Below are 22488 nucleotides of genomic sequence, written 5' to 3'. Positions count from 1 at the left end.
CCCCCCGTGCGCCTCGTGCAGCCGCACCACGACCGCCCCGCCCCCGGCCAGGAGCAGGAACCGGCGTCTGCCGACGGCACGGTCCGCGGGCTGCGCGGCCGTGGTGCCCGTCGCGTCGGCCTCGGTGGACGCGGCGGCGACCTCAGTGTCGTCGATGGCGGGCAGCGCCAGCCCGGCGGCCGAACGCTCCGCGATCATCCGGACCAACGGCTCGGGCAACCAGGTCTCTTCGCCGGGCTCAAAGGACTGTTTCTCGTCGCCGGGCCTCTCACCCTCGGGCGCCGGAGAGCGTGTCGCCCGCAGTGCCTCCCGCGGATCGGCAGGCGGAAGAGACCGGACGGGCGCGGCGGACGAGGCGGCCTCGGCAGGTTCGGCGCCCAGCAAGGCCTCCGTCAATTCCCCGGCGGTGGGCCGCAGTTCGGGCTCCTTCTCCAGACAGCCACCCACCACCCCGGCCAGTTCCGCCGGAACGCCGTCGAGGTCCGGAGTGTCGTGCACCGTCCGGTACAGCAGGGCGTCGAGCGAGCCGGTCCCGAACGGAGGACGACCCGTGGCGGCGAAGGCCAGCACACACCCCAGCGAGAAGACATCACCGGCCGGTCCGGGCACCCCCGCGCCACGCGCCTGCTCCGGCGGCAGGAATCCCGGCGTACCGACGACGACACCGGTCGAGGTGAGCGCGGTGTCCTCCGGATCGCGGGCGATACCGAAGTCGATCAGCCGCGGCCCGTCGAGGGCCAGCAGCACGTTTCCGGGCTTGACGTCCCGGTGGACGAGCCCGGCCGCGTGGATCTCCCGCAGCGCTTCGGCGAGCCGCGCCCCGAGCACCCGCAGACCGCGCACCGGCAGCGGCCCGTACTCGGCGACGGCCTCGCCGAGCGAGGGGCCGGGCACGAACGCGGTGGCGAGCCATGGCCGATCCGCCTCGGGATCCGCGTCCACCAGGGACGCCACCCAGGGGCTGGTCATCCGCCGTGCCGTCTCCGCCTCGCGCCGGAACCGCTCCCTGAAGTCCCCGTCCTCGGCGTACTCGGCCTGAATCACCTTCAGCGCCACCAGAGTTCCGCCGACCGAGCGGGCCAGGTACACCACACCCATCCCGCCCGCGCCGAGCCGGCCGAGCAGCCGGTAGTCCGCCAGTTTGGCAGGGTCGGAGGTACGCAGCGGCTCCATCACTTCTCCTTCAGCCGCTGCTCGATGCGCGTCAGCATCTTCGCGAGGGCCTTGCTTCCGAGTTCGTTGAGGTCCTGCTCGGTGTGACCGGTGCCGCCGGTCACGGAGACGGCGACGACGACCGTGCCGAGGCGGGCGACCATCCAGTGGTACGGCTGTCCGGCGCCGCCGCTCCCGACGTAGGTGCCGGCCTCCAGCACGGAGTCGTCCGCGTACTCCTGTTCACGGGCGCCGAAGGGGGTGCCCAGCGACATCAGACCCGTGATCCGCTCCTCCGACCGCGGCGACTGCTCCGGACAGCGCAGTACCTCCTCGAGAGTCGTGCTCAACTGTTCGTCGGCGCTGAGGACGGAGCCGTGCACGGTGGCCACGGCCGTCACCCTCACCGCGCCCTTGCCCGCGCCCGCGGGCAGCCCGCTGTACCGGGACGTGCTGGCCAGCACCCCACGGGGGAGCTTCTCCCGCTCCCAGTGACAGTCCTGGTCCAGCACGGCCCAGGTACCCACAGTGCTCACCGCCGGAGTCTGGGCGACGTAACCCCGGCCCCAGTCGCCAGGGGCGAGCGCGACGGCATCGGCCAGGCTGCGCCCGTCCTTCGAGGTCCTGGGCACCAGGGAGGCATCCGGCGTGAAGACGGTGGAGGCGGCGGACGAGGTCCCCGACGGGGTCGCGGTGGCACTCGGCGAAAGGCCGGCCGAGGCACCGGCCGAAGACGGGGCCGACGCCGAAGTGCTCTCCCGTACCGGCGACTTGTCCGTCGCCTGGCCCGAACATCCCGTCAGCAGGCTCCCCGCCACCAGCAAGGTCACCCAACTTCCCCGTACCACCTGGACGTTGCCTGTCACACAGTCCCCTCAACACCGATCACCCTGTCCGACACACCGAACGTAGGCGCGACTCGAGTGACGGCGCCTCAGTGGAACCACGTATCCGACTACGTATTCCGCCACGTCGCGGCTCCGAGCTCAGACCGGGTCTCCGGGAGGGTGTCCCGTGTCGAAGAACAGTGGTCGCGGGGCTGGTGCGGTCCGTTGTCCGAGGGCGGTGCGTGTCACCAGGCCCGCCAGTGCCGACCGGGAAGGCAGTCCGGTCTTGCGGTAGATGGCCGACAGGTGGCTCTCGACCGTGCGGCCGCTGAGGAAGAGCTTCGTGGCGATGGCCTGGTTGCTGAGCCCTTCCGCGACGAGATCGGCTATCTCCCTTTCCCGTCTGGTCAGTTGGTCCAGCTCCGTGGGCGTGCTCGGCCGTTCGTCCGCCGGCTCTTCCGGTCCCGTCCGTCCGGGCACCGCTTCCTCACCCGGTGGGCGCACGATCGCGGCCAGGTCGGTCAGCAGGTGTGCGCCGCCGTCGGCGAGGAGGCGGTGGGCCCGTCTCCACAGGGCGGCGGCGTGTCGGGCGTCTCCCGCGGCCTGTGCCTGGGGGGTGGCGAGCAGCAGGGAGTACGCCTCCCAGAGCGTCGCCCCCGAGGGTGCGTAGGCCCGCGCGGCGCGTTCGAAGAGGTGGGCTGCCTCGCGTGGGTCTCCGCGGTGCTGGGCCAGTGCCGCCCGGGCGCGCAGTGCCGCCCCCCGCTGACCGTGCAGCCCTATCCGTTCGGCCTCGGCGTCCGCCTGTGCGGCCCAGCGCGCGGCCTGTTCGGCGTCGCCGGTCGCGAGGGCCGTGGCGACGAGGGTCTCCAGCTGGCCGGGGCGGGTGGAGGGCTGGAGTTTCAGCAGGTCGGGGCCGCCCGCCGTCAGGATGGCGTGCTGGGCCCGGTGCGGCTCGCCGCCGACGAGGGCCGTGTGGCCGAGCACGCATCCGGCCAGCGACGCCCACCAGTGCGCGCTTCCGCCGGCCGCGGCCACGGCCTCCTCCGCGGTCGTCAGGGCAGCTGTGTCGCCCAGGGGGCGGGACAGCAGGAGGATCAGTCCCTTGAAGCACAGCGTGAAGGCCAGGAGTTCGCTGCTGCCGATGGCCCGCGCGACGGATTCCGCCTCCTCCGCCGACTCCAGAGCGGCCGTCAGACGGCAGGTGGTGAGCTGTACGAAGGCCTTGCCGGTCAGCAGATGGGGCAGGACGTGGACCTGACCGCCGCGGCGGGCGACTTCCAGCCCCCGGTCGGCGTGGCGTTCCGCGTCGGCGTAGCGCTCCAGCACGGCTTCCGCCCAGGCCAGCCAGACCAGCGATTCGGACGCCTCGGTGACGGCGGGATCGGTGAAGCCGTCCACGAGCCCGGCCGCGGCGTCGGCGAGCCGATGGGCTACGGCGGCCTGCCCTTCGTAGGCCTCACCCAGCGACGCCAGCGCCAGGACCCCTGCCTCGCCCCGGACGTCGCCGTGCGAGCGGGCCACCGCGAGGGTTCGCGCGATGTCGTCCCGTACGTCGGCGTAGGAGACGGTGTTCAGGGCCGCCATGCCGAGGGCGAGCCCCAGCGAGACCGCCTGGCGCGGCTCGGGACCGGGAGTGCGGGCCAGCTCCCGCTGGAGCAGGGCGAGGGCTTCCGGGGAGTGTCCGAGGTGGCGTTCCATCATGGCGCACAGCGCCGTCGCGTCCCCGCGCAGTGTCGCGTCGTCCTCGCCCGGGCCGCTGATCAGCGCGTGCAGCAGGTCCCGGCTCTCCCGCAGGCTGCCGCCCACGCCGAGTGCTCTCGCCCGTGCCAGCGTCAGTTCGCCGCGCTGCCGCGCGTGGGCGGGCGTGTCCGGCATGAGCCGCAGCACGACGTCCAGGAGATGGGCGGCCGTGGCGGGCGCCGTGTGGGCGAACTGGGCGGCGGCCTCGCTCAGTACGGCCGCCGCCGCGGGGTCCCAGCCCGTCAGCGATCTCTCCACGTGGTGGGCGCGTTCGGCGGCGGGGGCGCCCGCGCGGGCCAGTTCGGCCGCGGCCGAGCGGTGGATCGCGGCACGGCGGGGTGCGGGGATGTGCTCGTAGACCGATGCCCGCAGCAGCGGGTGGCGCAGCGTCCACCGGCCGTCGGATCCCGTGCGCAGCAGATCCCGGCGCGCCAACGCGCCGATACGGTCGTCTAGTTCCGCCGCCGTGGGGTTCCCCGTCGTCAGACTCACCATGGCGGGCGTGGCATGGTCCCCGAGGACCGCCACCGCTTCGACCGTACGACGTTGTTCGGCCGGCAGCGTGGTCAGTTCCTCCAGGAGCAGCGCGGCGAGTCCGCTCGGTGTCCCGGTCGCGGTGTCGTCGTGGCCGCGGACGGCCGTGCCCCGCCGTACACCCTGCCGGTGGGCCTGGAGGAGACAGTGGAGGTAGAGCGGGTTGCCCCCGCTGGCGTCGTAGATGTCCCTGGCGTCGCCCGGTGGCAGGTCCGCAGCCAGTGCCTCGATCGACTCCTGTTCGTCCAGCGGTCGCAGTCTCATACGGACTACGGCTCCGCTGTCGACGCCCCGCATGAGCGTGGCGTCCAGGGAGGGCACCGTCTGCCGTTCGCGGCGTGCGACGACCAGCAGCACCCGTCCGCGTACGGGGTGCCGGATCATGTGGTCCAGCAGCTCCAGGGACGCGGGATCCGCCCAGTGCAGGTCGTCCAGCACCATCACCAGCCCGCTCCGCTCCCCGAGCCTGGTGAGCACGTCGGCGAGGGCGCGGTGGAGGCCGAAGCGGTCGCGGACGCCCGTGCCCGGTGCCGGGTGCTGCGCCGCGTGCGTGCCGTACAGGACGGGTGCCGCCGCCTCCGGGACGGCGTCCGAGGCGAGGAAGGCCGGGTCGGCGTCGACGAACGCGTCCGTGAACGCCTGGAAGGGGGTGTGCAGTTCGTACTCCGTAGCCCTGCCGCGCAGCACGGCCGGGCCCCGCTGCCGGGCCCGCGAGCAGAACTCGCTGAGCAGTCGGCTCTTGCCCATGCCGGCGTCTCCGACGACGTCGATCACGGCGGGCCGGCCGTCCTGCCCCACACTGCCGATGACCGAGTCGAACCGCGCCAGCTCACCGGCCCTCCCGACCAGCGTCGTCGCTGTCTCCTCGAACGCCGGCACCATCGTGTTCCCTTCCATGGACTCGGCCTGACGGCTCGGTTCGCGGGATGCGGCCTTCCCGCACGGTCACGAGGACATCGCGCGTCACTTCGCGTCCCCCCGTCGGACGGCCTCAGTGACGTGGCCCGTGAGGACGGGCGGGCCAAAGTGTGAATGAAGCCGAAATACCAAGTCAAGCTATCCATTCGTCAGAACAAGCCAAGTCGGGCTGATCTCCATCGGCACCCCATGCCCGGCACAGCTCATCCGTGGACCTCCACGTCCCCGACCGGCACCGCGCAGCACAACAGCGCCTGGCCGGACTCCAGTCGAGCGGCCGGTTCGGTCAGGTGGGCGACCGTCCCGGTGACACGCTTGCGGCAGGTTCCGCAGGCTCCCGAGCGGCATGCCGAGGGGAGCCTGAGGCCTGCCGACTCCGCCGTGTCGAGCAGCGTGCCGCTGTCGGCGGTCCAGGTCGTGCGGGTGCCACTCGCCGTGTAGTGCACGGTGAACGGGCCGGGCGCGGGTGGTGGCCGCTCGTCGAGGGACACCGGGCGGGGTGAGAGGAAGCGTTCGTCGCGTACGGCGTCCGCGGGGACGCCGGCCGACAGGAGTGCGGCGCGGACGGTGTCGACGAAGGCCTGCGGGCCGCAGAGGTACGCCTCTACCGTGCCGTCGGCCGCGAGTTCACCCAGTTCCGCGGTGGTGGGACGGCCCGCGTGGGCGCCGTACGGCAGTCCGGGGCCGGGGTCGGTGACGTGCAGGCGTGCCGTGGCGTTCGGGAGTTTCGCCAGCAGGGCGAGTGCCTCCTCCCACAGCGGGGTCTCCGTGCTCGTGCGCACGACGTTCAGTACGGTGACCGGCCGCTCGGAGTCGGCGTCCAACAGGGCGCGCAGGATGGGGAGTACGGGCGTGATGCCGATGCCTGCCACGGCCATCAGGAGGGGGCGGCTCTGGTCGGAGTCCATGAGGTCGTCGCCGTAGGGTCCTGAAAGGAGCACCCGCGCGCCCGTCGGCAGGGCGTGCAGTCGGCCCGACACCCGGCCGTCCCTGACCCGCTTGACGCTGATGCGCAGTTCGGTGTCGGAGGCCCCGGTGATGGTGTAGCACCGCCACAACGGGCCCGTCTCGTCGGCGAGATGGAGCCGGAGGTGCTGCCCGGGTCGGCAGTGCGCGCCCGCCCGATCGTGGAAGGCGAAGGTGGTGACGGTGGGGCTCTCCCGCGTACGCCGGATCAGTTCGGCGTACCGGGGGCGGCCGGGTTCGGCCAGGCGTGCGGCGTACCGGGGCTGCGCGGGGGCGCGGCCACGGTCGACGAGCGGGGCGCCCGGATCGATCCGGCCGCCGCGCACGACCCTCGCGTACATCCCGCAGTACAGGTGGCCGAAGCGGGAGGCGAGCAGGGCCGGGACATTGAGGTCGCGCACGCCCGTCCCGGGCCGGATCGTGGTGGCCCGGCAGCGCTCGACGGGGAACGTGAACTCCAGCTCTGCCTCACCGAGTCGGACCCGTGCTCCGGGCAGGTCCAGCTCGCGCCAGGCGCCCAGGCCGGAGACGTACAGGTTGGCGCGGAAGCGGAGCGGGTCGACGGGGACGCCGGCGGCCTGCGCCAGCGCCTCCACCGTGTCGAGGTTGATGACGGAGAGCGGCGCGTCGGACCAGTCCCACAGGGACGCGCCGGGACGGACCAGGCGGATGTCGCCGACAGGGCCGAGCGGGCCGTCGAGGGGAATCCGCACCTTGCGGCCGTCAGCGGTGGTGAGCAGGAGTGCGTCCGGCTCCGTTTCCAGCCGGCACAGGCCGAGTTCGGCGTGCTTGCGCAGGCGCAGCAGCAGCTCGCTGGAGATCCATCCGTGCGCGTCCGGCTCGACCGGCGCCGCCCCCTCGGTCAGCCCGAACACCCGGTCCAGCGGCAGGCCTTGGCCCGCCGTGAGATGCGCGTGGGGCAGCGACTGGCCGGGCAGGCCCTTGACCGGGTAGCGGTAGAGCGCCTCCAGACGAGGGGTCAGAAGTGCTCCCACGCCGACTCCTCCCCCGCCGTGCACGGACCGCCCTCGTGGCAGGCCAGTCGCCCCTCGGCCAGGTCGAGGCGGACCGTCAGCAGAGTGCGCCACCGCTGGTGGAACGGCAGTCCGGGCTGCGGGTGGCAGCACACCGGGGCGCCGTCGCTCTCGTGCGCGTGCAGCAGCTCGGTCCAGTGGGACGGGTCGGGAGAGGCGAGCAACTTCTGTCTCGCGGTGATGTGTTCGAGGCGGGGGTAGGTGCCGGCGGTGCTCGTGGCGAGTTCGCCCGTGGCCAGGCGGGGGTCGAGGAAGTGGTTGGTGTGCAGGAGGTATCCGTCGGCGTCCGGAGCTAGTACGGCGACCCCGGCCGGGCTGAGCTCGACGCAGACGGCGTCGCCGTGCCGTCCGTGGTATGTGACGACGGTCAGGACCGTGGACGCCGACACCTCGGCCGATCGGGCGATGTCCACGGCCTCGGCGATCGTGGCGGCCTCGTCGAGGATCCGTCGGGCCACGACATGCACCGGTACGCCGATCCGCTCGCCGTCCGACGCGTGACTGAGGATGTTGAAGTGGAGTCCCAGGCCGGCCGAGTTGAGGCCGATCTTGCCGAGGATGCCGGCCTCGGTGAAGGTCCGTATGCCGGGGTGCCGTACCAGGGTCTTCGTCCCGGCGAACTCCTCGTGCCAGTCCCAGGTCTGGACGGTGTGCGGGGCGCCCGGGCCGCCGACGTACACGGCGGTGGTGCACTCACCGTCGGCGGTGGCGCCGACGGTGGCGAGGATCTCCGTGCGGGCGTTGAGCATGCCGAGCTGCCACAGGGGCAGGTCCGCGCCCCGGGCCAGCGCCGCCAGTTCCTCGTGCAGGGCGGGGGCCCAGTCGCGTATCTCCTCGGCCGCCTGGTCGCCGTAGGACGGGAGCAGGGCCGGATCGACCTGTACGGCCTCGAAGAGTCGCCGGTATTCGCTGATGCTGGCCCGGATACGGGCGCCGTCGGCCACGCCGAGTGCGTGGCCGCGTTCCGCCGGGTCGGCGGTGTCGGTGTGGTGGCGGGCGATCACCGGGTGCTGCTCAGGATCGCGTCCCACATCACCTCGGCGGCGATGGAGCCGAGGCCCACGGAGTTGATCGCGTGGGCGCCGATCCGGGAGGGGGTGGTCGGCAGGTCGACCTCGTCGGTGGTGAGGGTGAAGAGGGTGTCGCCGTCGAGGTTGGTGTGGAAGGGCTGGATGCCGCGGTGCATGGAGCCGTGCACCTGTCTGCCGAACTGTTCCAGCGCCCGGTCGTCGAGGCGCACGTTGGTGATCAGCGCCGAGATGGTGGTGTTGCCGGACGCGGTCGTCGGACCGTCTCCGGCGAACGCGGCCTGGTAGTCGAGGTGGGGCAGGCGGCGGGTGCCGGTGGCGGGGTCGTAGTTGCCGCGGACCACGGTGCCGTCGCGGTCGACGATGACGCCGACGGCGTTGACCACGGTCACGGCGAGGATCCTGATGTCGCCGATCTTCCGGAAGGCGGCGCCCTGGCCGGAGAACTCGCAGCGCGACCAGTCGATCTTGCCGACGGATGCGCTGATCCCGGCGCCCGCGCGGCCGACGGGGACGCGGCCGGGTTCGGCCAGGCGCAGGGCGGCCCGGCCGAGGGCAGCGTCGGGGACGACAGCGTTGGCGCGGGTGGCGAAGTCGTAGATGATCGCGCCGGACACGCACTTGAGGTCGTTCCAGCCGACCTTGTTGTCGACTCGGGCGCGCAGTTCGTCGGCGACTCCGGCGCAGGCGCCGAGGCCGTACAGGGAGCCTCCCGAGAGGCAGATGGCGTGGGCGTACTGCTTGTCGCCGTAGGAGAGGCCGATGGCGCCGCCGCGTTCGTCGATGAACATGCGGGCGCCCGCCGGGACATGGAGGACGGTGGTGCCGGTGGGGCCCTCGGTGTACTGGGCGGTGCCGACCTCGACGCCGGGGAAGTCGAACTCGACGGTGCCCGCGCCGGGGCTGGGCCGTGGCACGAGGTCGAGGTCGTCGTTGCTCTCGGCCGGTCCGAAGGAGGGGGTCGGGACGACCCGGCCGGCGGCCGGTGCCGGGTTCTCGGTGAGCGTCATAGCGTCTCCAGGAGCTGTCGGGAGTAGGGGTGCTGCGGGGTGGCGTAGAAGCGGTGGGCGTCGGCGAGTTCGACGATCGCGCCGGCACGCATCACCGCCACGCGGTGGGCGAGGTAGCGCACCGCGGCGAGGTCGTGGGAGATGAACAGGGCGCCGAAGCCGTGTTCGGTCTGGAGGTCGTGGAGGAGGTTGAGGATCTGCGCCTGTACGGACACGTCCAGCGCGCTGACCGCCTCGTCGAGGACGATGAACTTGGGGCGGGTGATCAACGCGCGGGCGATGGCGACGCGTTGGCGCTGGCCGCCGGAGAGTTCGTGCGGCAGGCGTTCACCGAAGGAGGCGGGCAGGCCCACCTGGTCGAGGATGCGCAGGGCTGCCTGGTGGTGGGTGCGCAGTCGGCCGCCTTCGACGGCGGCGAGGGGTTCGGCGACCGAGTCGGCCACGGTGAGGCGGGGGTTGAGGGACCAGTGCGGGTTCTGCAGGACCGCTTGGACCTCTCCGGCACGGGTTCGGCGGCCGCCGTAGGGGAAGCGGACGGTGCCGGAGGTGGGCTTCCGCAGCCCGAGGGCGACGGATCCGGTGGTGGTCTTGCCGGAGCCGGACTCGCCGACCAGGCCGAGGGTCTCACCGGCGGCGATCCGGAAGCTGACGTCGGACATGGCCGTGATGTGCTTGAACACCACGGAGACGGCGTCGAGTTCGAGGACCGGTTCGGGGCTCATCGGGCGTCCTCCTTCGCCCGTGCCGCTCCGGCCGGGTGGTGGCACAGGACCGTGCGGCCCTCGATCTCGCGAGCCGTGGGGCGGGTCGTGGCGCAGTCGCCGGTCGCCGACGGGCAGCGGGGGCCGAAGACGCAGCCGGGTTCGTCCTCGGTGAGGACGGGTGGGGCGCCGGCGATGGCGAGCAGCCGGGTGCCGTCCTTCCCGCGGGCGGGGTCGGCCGCCGACAGGGCGGCGGTGTAGGGGTGTTGGGGTGCGGTGAGGACCTGGGCGGTGGGTCCGTCCTCGACGATCCGGCCGCCGTACATGACGGCGATGCGGTCGCAGTGGCGGGCGACTCCGCCGAGGTCGTGGCTGAGCCAGAGCACGGTGGTGCCGTGCTCGGCGGCGAGGCCGAACAGCAGACGGAGGACTTCCTCGCGGACCTGGCTGTCGAGGGCGGCGGTCGGTTCGTCGGCGATCAGGAGGTCGGGCTTGCGGGCCATCGCCATGGCGACGATGACGCGCTGGGCCATACCGCCGGAGATCTGGTGCGGGTAGAGGCGCAGGACACGCTCGGGGTCGCGGATGCGGACGCCTTCGAGGAGGGCGGCCGGGTCCGCCTCGAACCCCCTTAGGGCGAGCTTGAGTTGGCGGCCGATCCGCAGGGTCGGATCGAGGGCGCCGACGGGGTCCTGCGGTACGAAGGCCAGCCGTTCCCGACGGAGTCGGGCGAGGCGGTCGGTGGGCAGGTCGAGCACGGACTCGCCGTCGAGCAGGACGCGTCCGCTCGGAATCACGGTGGCCCGGGGCAGCAGGCGTCCGATCAGCAGACCCAGCGTGGACTTGCCGGAGCCGGACTCGCCGACGATGCCGACGCTCTCGCCGCGGTGGACGGTGAGGGAGGCGCCGTCGAGGGCGCGGACGACGCGCTCGCCGGTGCGGTACTCGGCGACGACGTCCTCGATCTCCAGCAGCGGTGTCGTCAGGCCGGCGACGTTCTCCGGCAGGGGTGTCGTCATGTCAGCGACCTCGTCTCCCGGGGTTCGAAGCGGTCGCGCAGGCTGTCCCCGATGAGGTTGATCGCCATGATGGCGGCGACCAGGACGATGCCGGGGGCGACGATCAGCCAGGGGGCGCCGACCATGTAGAGGCCGCCTTCCTGGATGAGCAGTCCGAGGGAGGCGTCCGGGAGCTGGACGCCGTAGCCGAGGAAGCTGAGGCCGCCCTCGACGAGGATGCCGACGGACAGGGCGTAGGTGCCCTGGACGGCGACGGTGCCGGCGACGTTGGGCAGGATGTGCCGGAGCATGATCGTCGGGGCGCGGACCCCGCTGATCCTGGCGGCGGTGACGAACTCGCGGCGGGCGACCGCGCGGGCAGCGATGCCGACCATGCGGGTCATCAGCGGGACGGTCACCAGGACGATCGCAGCCAGGGCCGCGGTGCGGCCGGGGCCGAGGACCGCGGCGACCAGGACGGCCAGCACGATGGCGGGGAAGGCGTACAGGACGTCCCCGATCCGCAGGACGATCTCGGCGGTACGGCCGCCCCGGTAGCCGGCGAGGACGCCGAGGGCGGTGCTGATGACGGCGGTGCAGGTGACCGCGAGGGCCGACAGCAGCAAGGTGGTGCCGATGCCCTGGAACAGCCGGGGCAGGAGGGAGCGGCCGAGGTTGTCGGTGCCGAGGAGCCAGCCGGGGCCCGGCGGTTGGAGACGGGGTCCGACGATGGCGTCGGGGCGGCCGCCGACCCCGGCGAGCCGGCCGACCAGGGTGACGAGGAGGAGCGCGACGAGCACCCATAGGGCGGCGCGGAAGAGGCCGTCGTGGCCGCGCAGGGCCACGGCACGGCGGAGCCGGCGCGGGAGAGCGTCGTGGGTGGCGGTGTTCGGCGCGACCGGACCGCCGTCCACGGCATCCGCCGCGGCCTTCGGTTCGGCAGGCGCGCGGTCTCCGGTATGCGCGGGGGCCTTCGACACGGCCGGAGCGCCCGCCCGCTCCGAGGCCGGGCGGATCCGGAATCCCTTCGCCTTCATGCCGCCGCCCCCTTCCCCATCGTGCTGATGCGCGGGTCGATCAGTCCGCTCACCAGGTCGACGAGCAGGTTGGTCGTGATGAAGACCGTCGCCGCGAGGAGCACGCCCGCCTGGATGACGGCGTAGTCGCGGCGGTCGAGGCCGTCGACGAGGTAGGAGCCGAGGCCGGGGACGTTGAAGAGGCGCTCCACGATCACCGCGCCGCCGAGGAGATAGGCGCTGAGGGTGGCGACCAGGGTGAGGACGGGCACCGAGGCGTTGCGCAGGACGTGGTGGCGCACGATGAAGCCCTTCGGTTCGCCGCGGGCGACCGCGGCCGCGATGTGCGGTTCCACCCGTACGCCGAGGACCGCGTCGCGGGTGGTGCGGGCGGTCGCGGCGACACAGAACACGGCGAGGACGCAGGCGGGCAGGAGCAGGGAGCTGATCGAGCCGAGCGGGTCCGTGGACCAGGGGACGTAGGTACCCACGGTCAGGCCCAGGCTGTAGCGGGTGAAGAGGAACACCACCAGGCTGCCGAGGACGAACTCCGGCAGGCTCATGCCGAGGGCGCTGACCAGCCGGCCCGCCACTCCGCCGCGTCCGCCGCCGTCACGGGTGCCGGTGTACACACCGAGCGGGACACCGACGGCGACGGTGAGGACGAGGGCGAGCACGGTGAGGGTCACGGTGACCGGCAGCCGGTCGCCGAACTCTGCGGCGACCGGGGTGCGGGCGGCCAGCGAGGTGCCGAAGTCGCCCTGGACGGCGTTGCGCAGCCAGTACAGGTACTGCTCGGTCACCGGGCGGTCGAGGCCGAAGCGGGCCGCGGCCTCCGCCTTGTCCGCCCGCGAGGCGAGCGGTCCCAGCACGAGGTCGGTGTAGCTGCCGGGCATCGCGCGGACGGCGGCGAAGATCAGCACCGAGACACCGAAGAGGGTGAGCGCGGCGGTCGCGACACGGCCGAGGAGCCAGCGGATGTGGTCCATGGCGGCCTACTTCGCGCCCGGGAGGGTGTACGAGGTGATGTCGCGCAGGAAGTTGCCGTAGCCCTCGGCGGTGCGCAGGGTCGGGCTGACCTGGTCGGTGCGGTAGCCGACGACGGAGGGGCGGGTGACCAGGGGCAGCATCTGGGCGGCGGTGTCGACGCGGGCGCACAGTGCGGCGAGCGTCTTGGTGCGGGCGGCGCCGTCGGGTTCGCTCGCGGCCCGGTCGATGAGCGCGTCGAGGGTCTTGTCGTCGTTGAGGAAGGTGCCGGAGAAGCCGGCGAGGACCGGGTTCCACCAGCGGGACACCATGGAGGCGTCGACGTATCCGGCGAACCAGCCGACGGCGAGGTCGAAGTCGGGCTCGGCGCCGAAGACCTTGGCGCCGTAGGTGGTGTCGTCGTACTTCTGGATCTTGACGGTGACGCCGGCCTCGGCGAGCTGCTGCTGGATCACCTGGGCGATCTGGCCGACGGCGGGCTCGGAGGTGTACACCGCGAGGCGGAGCGTGCCGACGTTCTTCAGGGGTGCGGTGTCGCCGGTCTCGGCAGGGAGCTTCGCGGGGTCGCAGGCGCCGGGCAGGACGCTGGGCGTCACTCCGGTGGGCTGCGACTGGCCACCGAGGGCGACGGAGGCGATCTCCTCGCGGTTCAGGGCGCTGTCGAGGGCGAACCTGACCTTCTCGTCGGCCAGCGGCGAGTCGGGGTTCTTGGAGTTCTGGATCAGGTAGTAGAAGTCGCTGTTGGTCTGGCTCACCACCTCGGCGTTGCGGGTGCCCGTCAACTGGTCCATGGAATCGACGTTGTTGAAGTTCACGAGGCCCGCCGTGCCGTTGCGGAGGGCGGCGAGCCGGGCGGCCTCCTGCGGCACGATCTCGACCTTGAGATCGGTGATCCGTACGGACTTCGCGTCGCGGTAGGCGGTGTTGGGGGTGAAGTTCCAGTACTGGTCCTGCTTGTGGTCCTTCACCACGAACGGGCCGGTGCCCAGCATCTCCTTCTGCGGGTCGAGCGAGCCGTCCTCGATCTCCTTCATGGGCAGGATCGCGGCCGGGGTGTTGGCGAGCGCCGCGAGGAACGGCGTGTAGGCCTTGGAGAGTTCGACGGTGACCTCGTCGGCGCCGGTGGCCCGCACCGACTTCACCGGGCCGAGCTGGGCGGCGTAGGCGGCCTTGGACTTCAGCAGCCGCTTGATGCTGCCGACCACATCGGCGGCGGTGAGCGCACGGCCGTTGGAGAACGTCACGCCCTTGCGCAGCGTGAAGACGTAGGTGGTGGCGTCCGGCTGCTTCCAGGAGCTGGCCAGCAGGGGCTTGATGCCGAACTTGGCGTCGACGGTCACGAGGGGTTCGTAGACCAGGGACTCGATCGACCAGGAACGGGCGGTGGCGGCGGTCTGCGGGTCGAGGCCGCCGGCCTCCACGGAGTCGTAGTCGAGCTGGACGGTGAGCGGTCCGGAGCCCTTCAGGGACGCGTCGGACCGGGCGAGATAGCCGGACTTCGAGGCTTTGCCCGCGGCACCGGTGTCGGTCGCGGCGGGTGCCGAACAGGATGTCACGGCGGCCGAGAGAGCGACGGAACACACGACGACTGCTGATCTTCGCATGGCCGCTCCTCCTTTCGGGGAGGTTGCCGGATCGTTCCGGCAACGATGCTGGGGAAAGAGGTCAGTTGAGGGGACAAGGGATTCCTGTGACGCCTACGGACGCGTGGACGCCCGGATCTTCATCTCGATGGGAAGGTCGCGGACGGTGCCCTTCGGCGTCTCGCCGGAGAGGATCTCGCAGAGCAGGCGGGCGCATTCGGCGCCCATGGTCCGCGGGCGGAGGTCGACCGCGGTGATCGGGGGCTCCGCCGTGCGCATGGCGGAGCTGTCGACGCAGGAGGCGAGGAGGATGTCCTCGCCCACCGTGCGTCCGGCGGCGCGGAGTTCGGGCAGGACCGCGGCGGCCGCGCCGTCCGCGGCACACACGATCGCGTCGATCTCCGGGGCGCGCGCCAGCAGTTGCCGGACCACGGCCTGGAGCACACCCGGCGGGGATCCGAACGGCGCCTTGCTCGCGAGTTCGGGAACGTCGCGCTCGGCGCACCAGCGGGCGTAGGTCCGCTGGAGGGTGAGGGCCCAGTCGCCGGTGGTGTCGGAGGCGACGAAGGCGGGACGGCGGGCGCCCGACGCGCGGAGATGGTCCAGGAGTTCGGTCATCGAGGCGTCGTGGTCGGACCATATGACACCGGTGGGCTGCCGGTCCCCGACGTACCGCTCGGCCGTGACGACCGGCAGTCCGCTGCCCATCAGCTGCTCGACGACCGGGTCCTCGGCCACCGGGTCGCACAGCACCAGCCCGTCCACCTGCGGAACCTCCGTCCGGCGGTGCGGGAGGTGCCCGGAGGACAGCAGGGTGACGTTGAGCCCGGCGCGGGCGGCCTGTTCGGCGACGCCGAAGACGAACGACATGTAGTACTCGGCGCTCGTCAGGAACTCGGGGATGTGCAGCGCGATGGTCTCGGTCACCGAGGTGCGCAGGCTGCGGGCGCTGCGGTTGGGGGCGTAGCCGAGCCGTTCGGCCGCGTCCAGGACCGCCCGGCGGGTGGGTCCCGACACCCGGCCGTGGCCGCGCAGGGCGTCCGAGGCGGTGGTCTTGGAGACGGCGGCCGCGCGGGCCACGTCGGCGATGGTGGCCGGCGTGCCGGGGGTTGCGGAGGTCATCGCGGATCACCAGCCGTTCGTGAGGACGTCGTCGAGGGCGGCGACGAAGACGTCCGCGCTGTCCCGGGTCAGACACAGCGGCGGCTTGATCTTCAGCACGCACTGCCGGTCGGACGTCGGCTGCATGATCACACCGAGTTCGCGCAGCCGCTCGCAGATGGCGGCCGTCTCCTCGGTCGCCGGCTCCAGGGTCGTACGGTCGCGCACGAACTCCACGCCCAGGTACAGCCCTGAGCCGTGCACCGCGCCGATCAGCGGGTGCCGGTCGGCGAGTTCGACCAGCCGCCGCTTCAAGTGGCCGCCGACTTCGAGGGCGTTGGCCTGGAGATCCTCGTCGCGCATGATGTCGAGGACGGTCAGGCCGACGACCGAGCTGACGGGGCTGCCGCCGGCGGACGAGAAGAAGTAGCCCTGGGTGCGGTAGGCGTCGGCGATGTCCCGGCGGGTGATGACGGCGCCGAGCGGGTGGCCGTTGCCCATGGCCTTGGCGACGGTCACGACGTCCGGGACGACACCTTGCTGCTCGAACCCCCAGAAGTGGGTGCCGAGTCGGCCGTACCCGACCTGCACCTCGTCGGCGATGCACAGGCCGCCGGCGGCTCGGGTGGCCGCGTAGACCTGCTCCAGGTAGCCGTCGGGGAGGGCCATTCCACCGGCGTTGCCGTAGTACGGCTCGCACAGGAAGGCTGCGGGTGCGTGTCCCTGGGCGGCGAGTTCGGTGATGCGGGCGGCGGCCTCGGGGCCGTAGCGCCGTGCCTCCTCGCCGCGGTGGCGGCCCCGGTAGGAGTTGGGCGCGGCGACGGTGTGCACCCAGGGCGGCCGCGATTCCAGGGCGTTGGGGTTGTCGGCGACCGATGTGGAGACGGCGTCGCTCGCGTAGGTCCAGCCGTGGTACGCCTCCTCCACGGCGACCACGTCCTGGCGTCCGGTCGTCGCCCAGGCGAGGCGCAGCGCGAGGTCGACCGCCTCGGAGCCGCTGTTCACCAGGAACACGGTGTCCAGTCCGGCGGGGAGCAGCTCGGTGAGCCGTTCCGACAGCTCGACCACCGAGGCGTAGTGGAAACGGGAGTTGGTGTTCAGCCGCTGCCACTGGCGGTGCACGGCGTCGCTCAGGACGGGGTGGCCGTGGCCGAGGATGCTCACGTTGTTGAGCATGTCCAGGTAGCCGCGGGCCCTCGTGTCGATCAGGTACTGGCGCCAGCCGCGCTCGATGCGGGGAGGCTCCTCGTAGTAGTGCTCCTGGACGGTGGCGAGGGCGTGGTTGCGGCGGTCCAGCAACTCCCCTTCGGCAACGACGGGTTCGGGGATCCCGGGGAGCAGCAGCGCCGTGGGGTCGGGGCACGTCCGCAGCCACCCGTCGGCGAGTTCGGGCGTGGCGAAGCGGGGCGGGCGTACACCGGGGAGGTGGCTGAGCTGGACGCCCAGGACATGGAATCCGTCCTGGTCGGCCACGGTGCCGAGCGGTTGGCCGGAGGTGACGGGGCCGGAGGTCAGGGTGCCGGTGTCGATGCCGTCGAGGATCAGGTCGGGGCCGTCCGCCCGCCGTAGCGCCACCGTCCGGTCGGTGTCGCGGGAGAGCGTGCCCGCCCAGGGGGCGCGGACCTCCAGCGGCTCGGTGACGTACACGTCGACGCCGAGCGCGCAGGTCTCCGCGGGGGCAGCGCCGTCGACCCGCGCACGGGTCATCCGGAATTCGCCGTGCCGGGTGTGGACGGCCCGGGTCGCGCTCAATTCCGCTCCGGCGAGGACGCGTTCGGCGTTCGGCGTGCGCCAGAAGCCGGTGTGCAGATCGTCGGCGAAGACGGAGAGGTCGAGGACGTGGACGTCGTCGGGGAGGGCGGGCAGCAGCCGCTCTCCGGCCGCGGGCTCTTGCGGCGCGGGCGTCCGCTCCAGCGCGTGACGGAGCTGTGCCGTCATCACCTGCGCCGGAGCCGAGGTGGCCACTTCGAACATCGTCCACTCGCGTTCGAGAGCGGCGGAGGCGTAGTCGTTGTCCGGGGCGAGTGCCACGTCGTACTGACCGCTGACCACCAGGACGGCCGACCGCAGCACGATCAGCGGCCACAGTGCTTCCAACTCGTCGTCGCCGAGCGGGCGTTGCTCGTGGAAGGCGCGCACGGCGGGCACCACGGACGCCGGGCCCGCCCCGTGGTGGTGCAGGAGCGAGGTGCAGGTGACAGCCAGCTCCGCGATGGTCCAGCCGGCACCCAGATCGCCGAAGTCGATCACGCCGACCGGCATCGGCCGTCCGTCGGGGCCCGTGTCGCAGACGACGTTGTTGTCGGTGAGATCGCCGTGGATCAGCTGCACCGGAAGGCGGTCGGCGTACGGCGCGACCAGGGCGTGGGCGGCGCGGGCCGCGCGCAGCACCCGTTGGGCGCGGATCTGGTCGGGCAGGTGCGGGGCGAGCGTCTCGACCACGGTGAGCGCGTTGCGCAGGTCCCACAGACGGGTGCGATCCACCGCCGGGACGTCGAGCCCGGACAGCCCGGACAGCTCTGCCGCGACCCGGCCGGCGATCGAGCCGAGCCGGGCGACGACCGCGGGGGCGAGGTAGCGGCTGTCCATGATGGGCTCGCCGGGGACGAAGTCCAGCAGCAGGCAGGCGAGTTCCGAGCCGTCGACCGTGAGCCACTGCAACAGGTCGCCGTCCACGCCCGGTCGCGGCCTGGGCACGCGCAACTCGGGCAGCGCGGCGGCCAGTTCTTCGATCGCCGAGCACTGAGCGCGCAGGGCGGCCGGGTCCACGGCCGGGTTGCTCACCTTGAGGACGTGGTCACCGGTCTGCGTACGCACCCGGAAGTTGAGGTCCTGCTGGCTGCCGAGCGACCGCAGGGTGCCCTGAACCCCGTACCGCTCGTCGAGCAGCGCGAGCAGCTCGGCCTCGTCGACCGGGGCGATCGGCCGGACGAGCCAGTCGGCGGAGGGAAGACCCATGGGTGGCACCGCTTCTCTTGCGTGTCTCTCGCATGTCTCGTGCATGCCGGAACGTTCCGGCAAACGTAGAGCCGACATCCCGGCACGTCAATGCCCACAGGAGACATTTCAAAAAAATTGAAAGTTTCGAGTTGGTAAGGCTACCCTCACCTCCGTGAGACTCCCCTTCCTCAGAAGAACCCTGGCCGCCTGCGCGGCCTCCGCCCTGCTCGCGCTGACGGGCTGCGCGAACTCCGACTCCGCATCCGGCTCCGGTTCCGGTTCCGCCGGGTCCTCGGACGCGTCCCCCTCGGCCTCCTTCCCCGTGAGCATCGAGCACGCCTTCGGTACGACGGTCATCGAGAAGAAGCCCACCCGCGTGGCCACGATCGTGTGGAGCAACCACGACGCGGCGCTCGCCCTCGACGTCGTCCCCGTCGGCATACCGAAGCAGACCTACGGCGACCAGGACGGCGACGGCGTGCTGTCCTGGACCGCGAAGAAACTCACCGAGCTCAAGGCGAAGACACCCGCGCTGTTCGACGAGTCCGACGGCCTGGACTTCGAGGCGATCGCCGACACCCGGCCCGACGTGATCCTCGCGTCGTACTCCGGCATCTCCAAGGACGACTACACGACCCTCAGCGAGATCGCGCCGACCGTCGCCTACCCCTCGCTGGCCTTCGGCACGAGCTGGCGGGACACCATCGAGCTGGACGCGCGGGCGCTGGGCCTCGCCTCCCAGGGCGACGCGCTCGTGACGAGCCTGGAGAAGTCGATCGCCGACGCGTCCGCGAGCCACCCCTCGATCAAGGACCGTACCGCGCTGGTCGGTTACTTCGATCCCGAGGACTTCAGCAAGGTCGGCTACTACACCAGCCATGACGTGCGCAATCAGTTCTCCGTGGACCTCGGGATGAAGATCCCGGCGAGCCTGGCCACGCTCTCGGCGAAGACCGACGAGTTCTACGGCACCCTCAGCGCCGAGAAGGCCGACGTCTTCGACGACGTGGACGTGATCGTCACCTACGGCGACGGCCAGCTCCTCGGCCGCCTCCAGAAGGACCCGCTGCTCGGCAAGATCCCGGCCATCGCCAAGGGCGCCGTCGTGGTCGTCGCGGACGGCTCCGAACTGGCCGCCGCGCTCTCGCCGCCGACCGCGCTGACGATTCCGGCCACGACCGACGAGTACGCCGGACTGCTGGCCGACGCCGTCGCGAAACTCAAGTGACCGGACGGCCGCGTCCCTTGCTGGTGCCGGCGGCCTGCCTGGCGCTCGTCGCGGCCGCCGCCCTGCTCTCCGTCATGTTCGGGGCCCGTACGGTCTCCCCCGGCGACGCGTTCGCCGCCCTCGTCCACGGCGAGGACGGCACCCTCGCCCGGGCCGCCGTCCGGCAGCGCGTCCCCCGCACGGGGCTCGCGCTACTGGTCGGCGCGGCGCTCGGCACGGCCGGGGCGGTGATGCAGAGCCTGACCCGCAATCCGCTGGCCGACCCCGGCATCCTCGGCGTCAACGCCGGGGCCGCGCTGGCGGTCGTCTGCGGGATCGCCTACCTCGGCATCAGCACGCCGGCGCAGTACATGTGGCTCGCGGTGGCCGGGGCGGGCGCGGCGGCCGTCCTCGTGTACGTGATCGGCTCGCGCGGGCGGGGCGGGGCGACGCCGGTCAAGCTGGCGCTGGTCGGGACGATGGTGACGGCCGCACTGTCCTCGCTGGTCAGCGCGGTGCTGCTGCCGCGCCTCGACGTGGTGAACACCTTCCGGTTCTGGCAGATCGGCGGGGTGGGCGGCGCGTCGGCGGACGGCATCCGCCAGGTGCTGCCGCTGCTGCTCCTAGGTTTCCTCCTGAGCCTGGCGTCCGCGCGGGGCCTCAACGCGCTCGCGCTCGGCGACGACCTCGCCACCGGGCTGGGCCAACACGTCGCCCGTACCCGCCTGTCGGCCGCCTCGGGGGCGGTCCTGCTGTGCGGGGCCGCCACCGCGGCGGCCGGACCGATCGGCTTCGTCGGACTGGTCGTCCCGCACACGGTCCGGCTGCTGACCGGCCCCGACAACCGCCGGGTGCTGCCCCTGTCGGCACTGGCCGGGGCGGCCCTGGTGACCCTCGCCGATGTGACGGGTCGACTGGTGGCCCGGCCCGGGGACATGGAGGTCGGCATCGTGACGGCGGTCATCGGAGCACCGGTGTTCATCGCCGTCGCCCGGCGGCAGAAGGTGCGGGAGCTGTGAGGACGTCACCGGCCGCCGGTTCCGTCGAGGCGATCCGCCGTGGCCGACGGCGTCGCATCCGCCGTAGGAGAAACGCCGTGGCCGCGCTGGCGGCGGTGCTCACCGCGCTGTTCCTCACCAGCCTCTGCGTCGGGCACACCGTCTACTCCCCGTACGACGCCCTGCGCGTCGTCCTCGGTGACAGCGTGCCCGGCGCCTCCTTCACCGTGGGAAGGCTGCGGCTGCCGCGGGCCCTCACGGGGGCGCTGGCCGGGTTCGCGTTCGGGCTGGCCGGGGCGACCTTCCAGACCCTGCTGCGGAACATGCTGGCCAGTCCCGACGTCATCGGCATCACCTCGGGCGCGAGTGCCGCGGCGGTGTTCGCGATCATCGTGCTGGGGCTGAGCGGGACGTCCGTGTTCCTCGTCGCCGTACCGGCGGGGATCGCGGTCGCGCTCGTCATCCACCTGCTCACGTATCGACAGGGGGTCCTGGGCGCGCGGCTCGTGCTCGTCGGCATCGGCGTCGGGGCACTGCTCAACAGCACGACCTCCTATTTGCTGCTGCGTGCTCCGGCCTGGGACGTGCAGGAGGCGATGCGGTGGCTGACGGGCAGTCTGGGCAGCGCGTTCTGGGACGGGGTGGGCCCGCTGGCCGCCGGGGTGCTGCCGCTGTCGGCCGTCCTGCTGGCGCTCGACCGGCCGTTGACGGCGCTTCAGCTCGGCGACGACACCGCCCGGGCGCTGGGCACCCGGGTCGAGGCCGTACGGCTGGCCCTGGTGCTCGGTGCGGTCGGCCTGACCGCGCTGGCCACGGCCGCCACCGGTCCCATCGCGTTCGTCGCGTTCCTCTCCGCCCCGATCGCCCACCGCCTGACCGGCGCGGGCGGCTCACCGCTCCTGCCCGCCGCGCTCACCGGTGCCGTGCTGGTCCTGGCCGCCGACCTGATCGGCCAGTTCGCTTTCGACACCCGGTTCCCCGTCGGCGTCGTCACCGGAGCGCTGGGCGCGCCCTGCCTGCTGTGGCTGCTCGGCCGCTCCCGTCGTACCGCAGGAACACTCTGACCGGCACCCGCGCACCGGCCTTGTCCCGCCCGATCGTCGCTCGCGGCCTTCCGTGATCGGGGTGGGGCCGGCTCGGTATGCGCGTGGCGGGCGCCGTCGCAAACGCCGCGGCGCGTGGGACCAGGGACGCTGTGGCGCGCCCGGTGGTGTGCGCAGTGGGGTCACGTGGGACATCCCCCACGCTCCGCTCTACTCCGCGCTCTCCCCCGCGTCCCGTTCCGTCTTGTACGCGCGCCAGGCGGCCGGCATGCGCTGGACGTCCAGGAGCCAGGCGAGGTAGTCATGCATGTTGCGGATGCGCTGGTGGGCGGGTCCGCCGGGCGCGGTGCGGGCGAGGGCGCGGGCGGCGAGGGCGCGCTGGCTCCTCAGATAGCCCTGTTCCTTGTCGAGGAAGCCGCCCCAGACGTCCTCGTCCATGACGTAGTAGTGGGCACGGTCGTCCGGGCGGCGCACCAGGCGCACGAATCCCGCCGCGATGAGACTCCGGGTGTACGTCGACACCGAGCCGCGACTCGCGCCGGCGGCCTCGGCCAGTTCCTCGGCGGACACGCCCTCGGGGGCGTCGCTGACCATCAGGTACGCGGCGATCCGGCCCTCGATGCGCGAGGAACCCATGCTCTGCCAGTAGTCCGCGAAGCTCTCGATGAACCAGTCGGGGAAGGCCTCCTCACCGCCCTCCCCCAC

Annotated in this window: 16 protein-coding genes; 3 read left to right on the top strand and 13 right to left on the bottom strand. The window is 72.4% G+C overall.

Features of this window, described 5'->3' with window-relative positions; translation table 11 throughout:
* From HLK59_RS35670 to HLK59_RS35615, 12 genes are all read right to left on the bottom strand, one after another.
* Positions 1 to 1320, bottom strand: a 1320-nt coding sequence (locus tag HLK59_RS35670; protein ID WP_171145760.1) for a serine/threonine-protein kinase, incomplete at its 3' end; no start/stop codon positions are given.
* A gap of 818 nt (positions 1321 to 2138) precedes the next feature.
* On the bottom strand, positions 2139 to 5150 hold the full coding sequence (locus HLK59_RS35665; RefSeq protein WP_240982837.1) for a LuxR family transcriptional regulator: 3012 nt from the start codon (positions 5148 to 5150) through the stop codon (positions 2139 to 2141).
* A 224-nt stretch (positions 5151 to 5374) separates the two neighbouring features.
* Positions 5375 to 7132, bottom strand: a complete 1758-nt coding sequence (locus HLK59_RS35660) for an MOSC domain-containing protein (RefSeq protein WP_171145756.1) — start codon at positions 7130 to 7132, stop codon at positions 5375 to 5377.
* Positions 7117 to 8202, bottom strand: coding sequence for a C45 family peptidase (locus HLK59_RS35655; RefSeq protein WP_206327990.1), 1086 nt, complete (start codon positions 8200 to 8202; stop codon positions 7117 to 7119). The genes HLK59_RS35660 and HLK59_RS35655 overlap by 16 nt, the downstream gene beginning before the upstream one ends.
* Complete coding sequence (locus HLK59_RS35650) at positions 8172 to 9209, bottom strand: P1 family peptidase (RefSeq protein WP_171145755.1); 1038 nt, start codon at positions 9207 to 9209, stop codon at positions 8172 to 8174. Before HLK59_RS35650 ends, HLK59_RS35655 begins: the two co-directional genes overlap by 31 nt.
* Positions 9206 to 9931 (bottom strand): ATP-binding cassette domain-containing protein, encoded by a 726-nt coding sequence (locus tag HLK59_RS35645; RefSeq protein WP_171145754.1) that lies wholly within the window; start codon positions 9929 to 9931, stop codon positions 9206 to 9208. The genes HLK59_RS35650 and HLK59_RS35645 overlap by 4 nt, the downstream gene beginning before the upstream one ends.
* Positions 9928 to 10929, bottom strand: coding sequence for an ABC transporter ATP-binding protein (locus tag HLK59_RS35640; RefSeq protein WP_171145753.1), 1002 nt, complete (start codon positions 10927 to 10929; stop codon positions 9928 to 9930). Before HLK59_RS35640 ends, HLK59_RS35645 begins: the two co-directional genes overlap by 4 nt.
* Positions 10926 to 11945 (bottom strand): ABC transporter permease, encoded by a 1020-nt coding sequence (locus HLK59_RS35635; RefSeq protein WP_171145752.1) that lies wholly within the window; start codon positions 11943 to 11945, stop codon positions 10926 to 10928. Before HLK59_RS35635 ends, HLK59_RS35640 begins: the two co-directional genes overlap by 4 nt.
* Entirely contained in the window at positions 11942 to 12913 is a 972-nt protein-coding gene (locus HLK59_RS35630; RefSeq protein ID WP_171145751.1) for an ABC transporter permease, read from the bottom strand. The genes HLK59_RS35635 and HLK59_RS35630 overlap by 4 nt, the downstream gene beginning before the upstream one ends.
* Before the next feature lie 6 nt (positions 12914 to 12919).
* Positions 12920 to 14515: an ABC transporter substrate-binding protein gene (locus HLK59_RS35625; protein WP_171145750.1), complete on the bottom strand. Its 1596-nt coding sequence runs from the start codon at positions 14513 to 14515 to the stop codon at positions 12920 to 12922.
* 93 nt (positions 14516 to 14608) lie between these two features.
* Entirely contained in the window at positions 14609 to 15616 is a 1008-nt protein-coding gene (locus HLK59_RS35620) for a LacI family DNA-binding transcriptional regulator (protein WP_171145749.1), read from the bottom strand.
* Positions 15617 to 15622: 6 nt separating this feature from the next.
* A complete protein-coding gene (locus HLK59_RS35615; protein ID WP_171145748.1) occupies positions 15623 to 18553 on the bottom strand; it encodes an aminotransferase in 2931 nt (976 codons plus the stop codon).
* A gap of 154 nt (positions 18554 to 18707) precedes the next feature.
* On the opposite strand from HLK59_RS35615, the gene HLK59_RS35610 reads away from it, so the two are divergent.
* The 3 genes from HLK59_RS35610 to HLK59_RS35600 all read left to right on the top strand — a co-directional run bounded on the left by HLK59_RS35610 (position 18708) and on the right by HLK59_RS35600 (position 21804).
* Entirely contained in the window at positions 18708 to 19763 is a 1056-nt protein-coding gene (locus tag HLK59_RS35610; protein ID WP_171145747.1) for an ABC transporter substrate-binding protein, read from the top strand.
* Entirely contained in the window at positions 19760 to 20761 is a 1002-nt protein-coding gene (locus tag HLK59_RS35605; protein ID WP_346779886.1) for an iron ABC transporter permease, read from the top strand. The genes HLK59_RS35610 and HLK59_RS35605 overlap by 4 nt, the downstream gene beginning before the upstream one ends.
* A 77-nt stretch (positions 20762 to 20838) precedes the next feature.
* Entirely contained in the window at positions 20839 to 21804 is a 966-nt protein-coding gene (locus HLK59_RS35600) for an iron chelate uptake ABC transporter family permease subunit (protein ID WP_346779885.1), read from the top strand.
* Between the two features lie 189 nt (positions 21805 to 21993).
* Here HLK59_RS35600 and HLK59_RS35595 read toward each other — a convergent pair.
* Positions 21994 to 22488 (bottom strand): MarR family transcriptional regulator (locus HLK59_RS35595; protein ID WP_206327989.1); only part of this gene is annotated, 495 nt, incomplete at its 5' end.

Source organism: Streptomyces sp. S3(2020) (assembly GCF_013044505.1).
Lineage (GTDB): Bacteria > Actinomycetota > Actinomycetes > Streptomycetales > Streptomycetaceae > Streptomyces.
The sequence above is the reverse complement of the archived record's forward strand: the minus strand, read 5'-3'. Positions and strand labels throughout refer to the sequence as shown.

Excerpts from the sequence above, each read along its gene's own strand:
- HLK59_RS35650 (WP_171145755.1), bottom strand. The coding sequence starts at position 9,209 with ATGACGCTCACCGAGAACCCGGCACCGGCCGCCGGCCGGGTCGTCCCG.
- HLK59_RS35625 (WP_171145750.1), bottom strand. The coding sequence starts at position 14,515 with ATGCGAAGATCAGCAGTCGTCGTGTGTTCCGTCGCTCTCTCGGCCGCC.
- HLK59_RS35635 (WP_171145752.1), bottom strand. The coding sequence starts at position 11,945 with ATGAAGGCGAAGGGATTCCGGATCCGCCCGGCCTCGGAGCGGGCGGGC.
- HLK59_RS35630 (WP_171145751.1), bottom strand. The coding sequence starts at position 12,913 with ATGGACCACATCCGCTGGCTCCTCGGCCGTGTCGCGACCGCCGCGCTC.
- HLK59_RS35620 (WP_171145749.1), bottom strand. The coding sequence starts at position 15,616 with ATGACCTCCGCAACCCCCGGCACGCCGGCCACCATCGCCGACGTGGCC.
- HLK59_RS35640 (WP_171145753.1), bottom strand. The coding sequence starts at position 10,929 with ATGACGACACCCCTGCCGGAGAACGTCGCCGGCCTGACGACACCGCTG.
- HLK59_RS35665 (WP_240982837.1), bottom strand. The coding sequence starts at position 5,150 with ATGGAAGGGAACACGATGGTGCCGGCGTTCGAGGAGACAGCGACGACG.
- HLK59_RS35645 (WP_171145754.1), bottom strand. The coding sequence starts at position 9,931 with ATGAGCCCCGAACCGGTCCTCGAACTCGACGCCGTCTCCGTGGTGTTC.
- HLK59_RS35615 (WP_171145748.1), bottom strand. The coding sequence starts at position 18,553 with ATGGGTCTTCCCTCCGCCGACTGGCTCGTCCGGCCGATCGCCCCGGTC.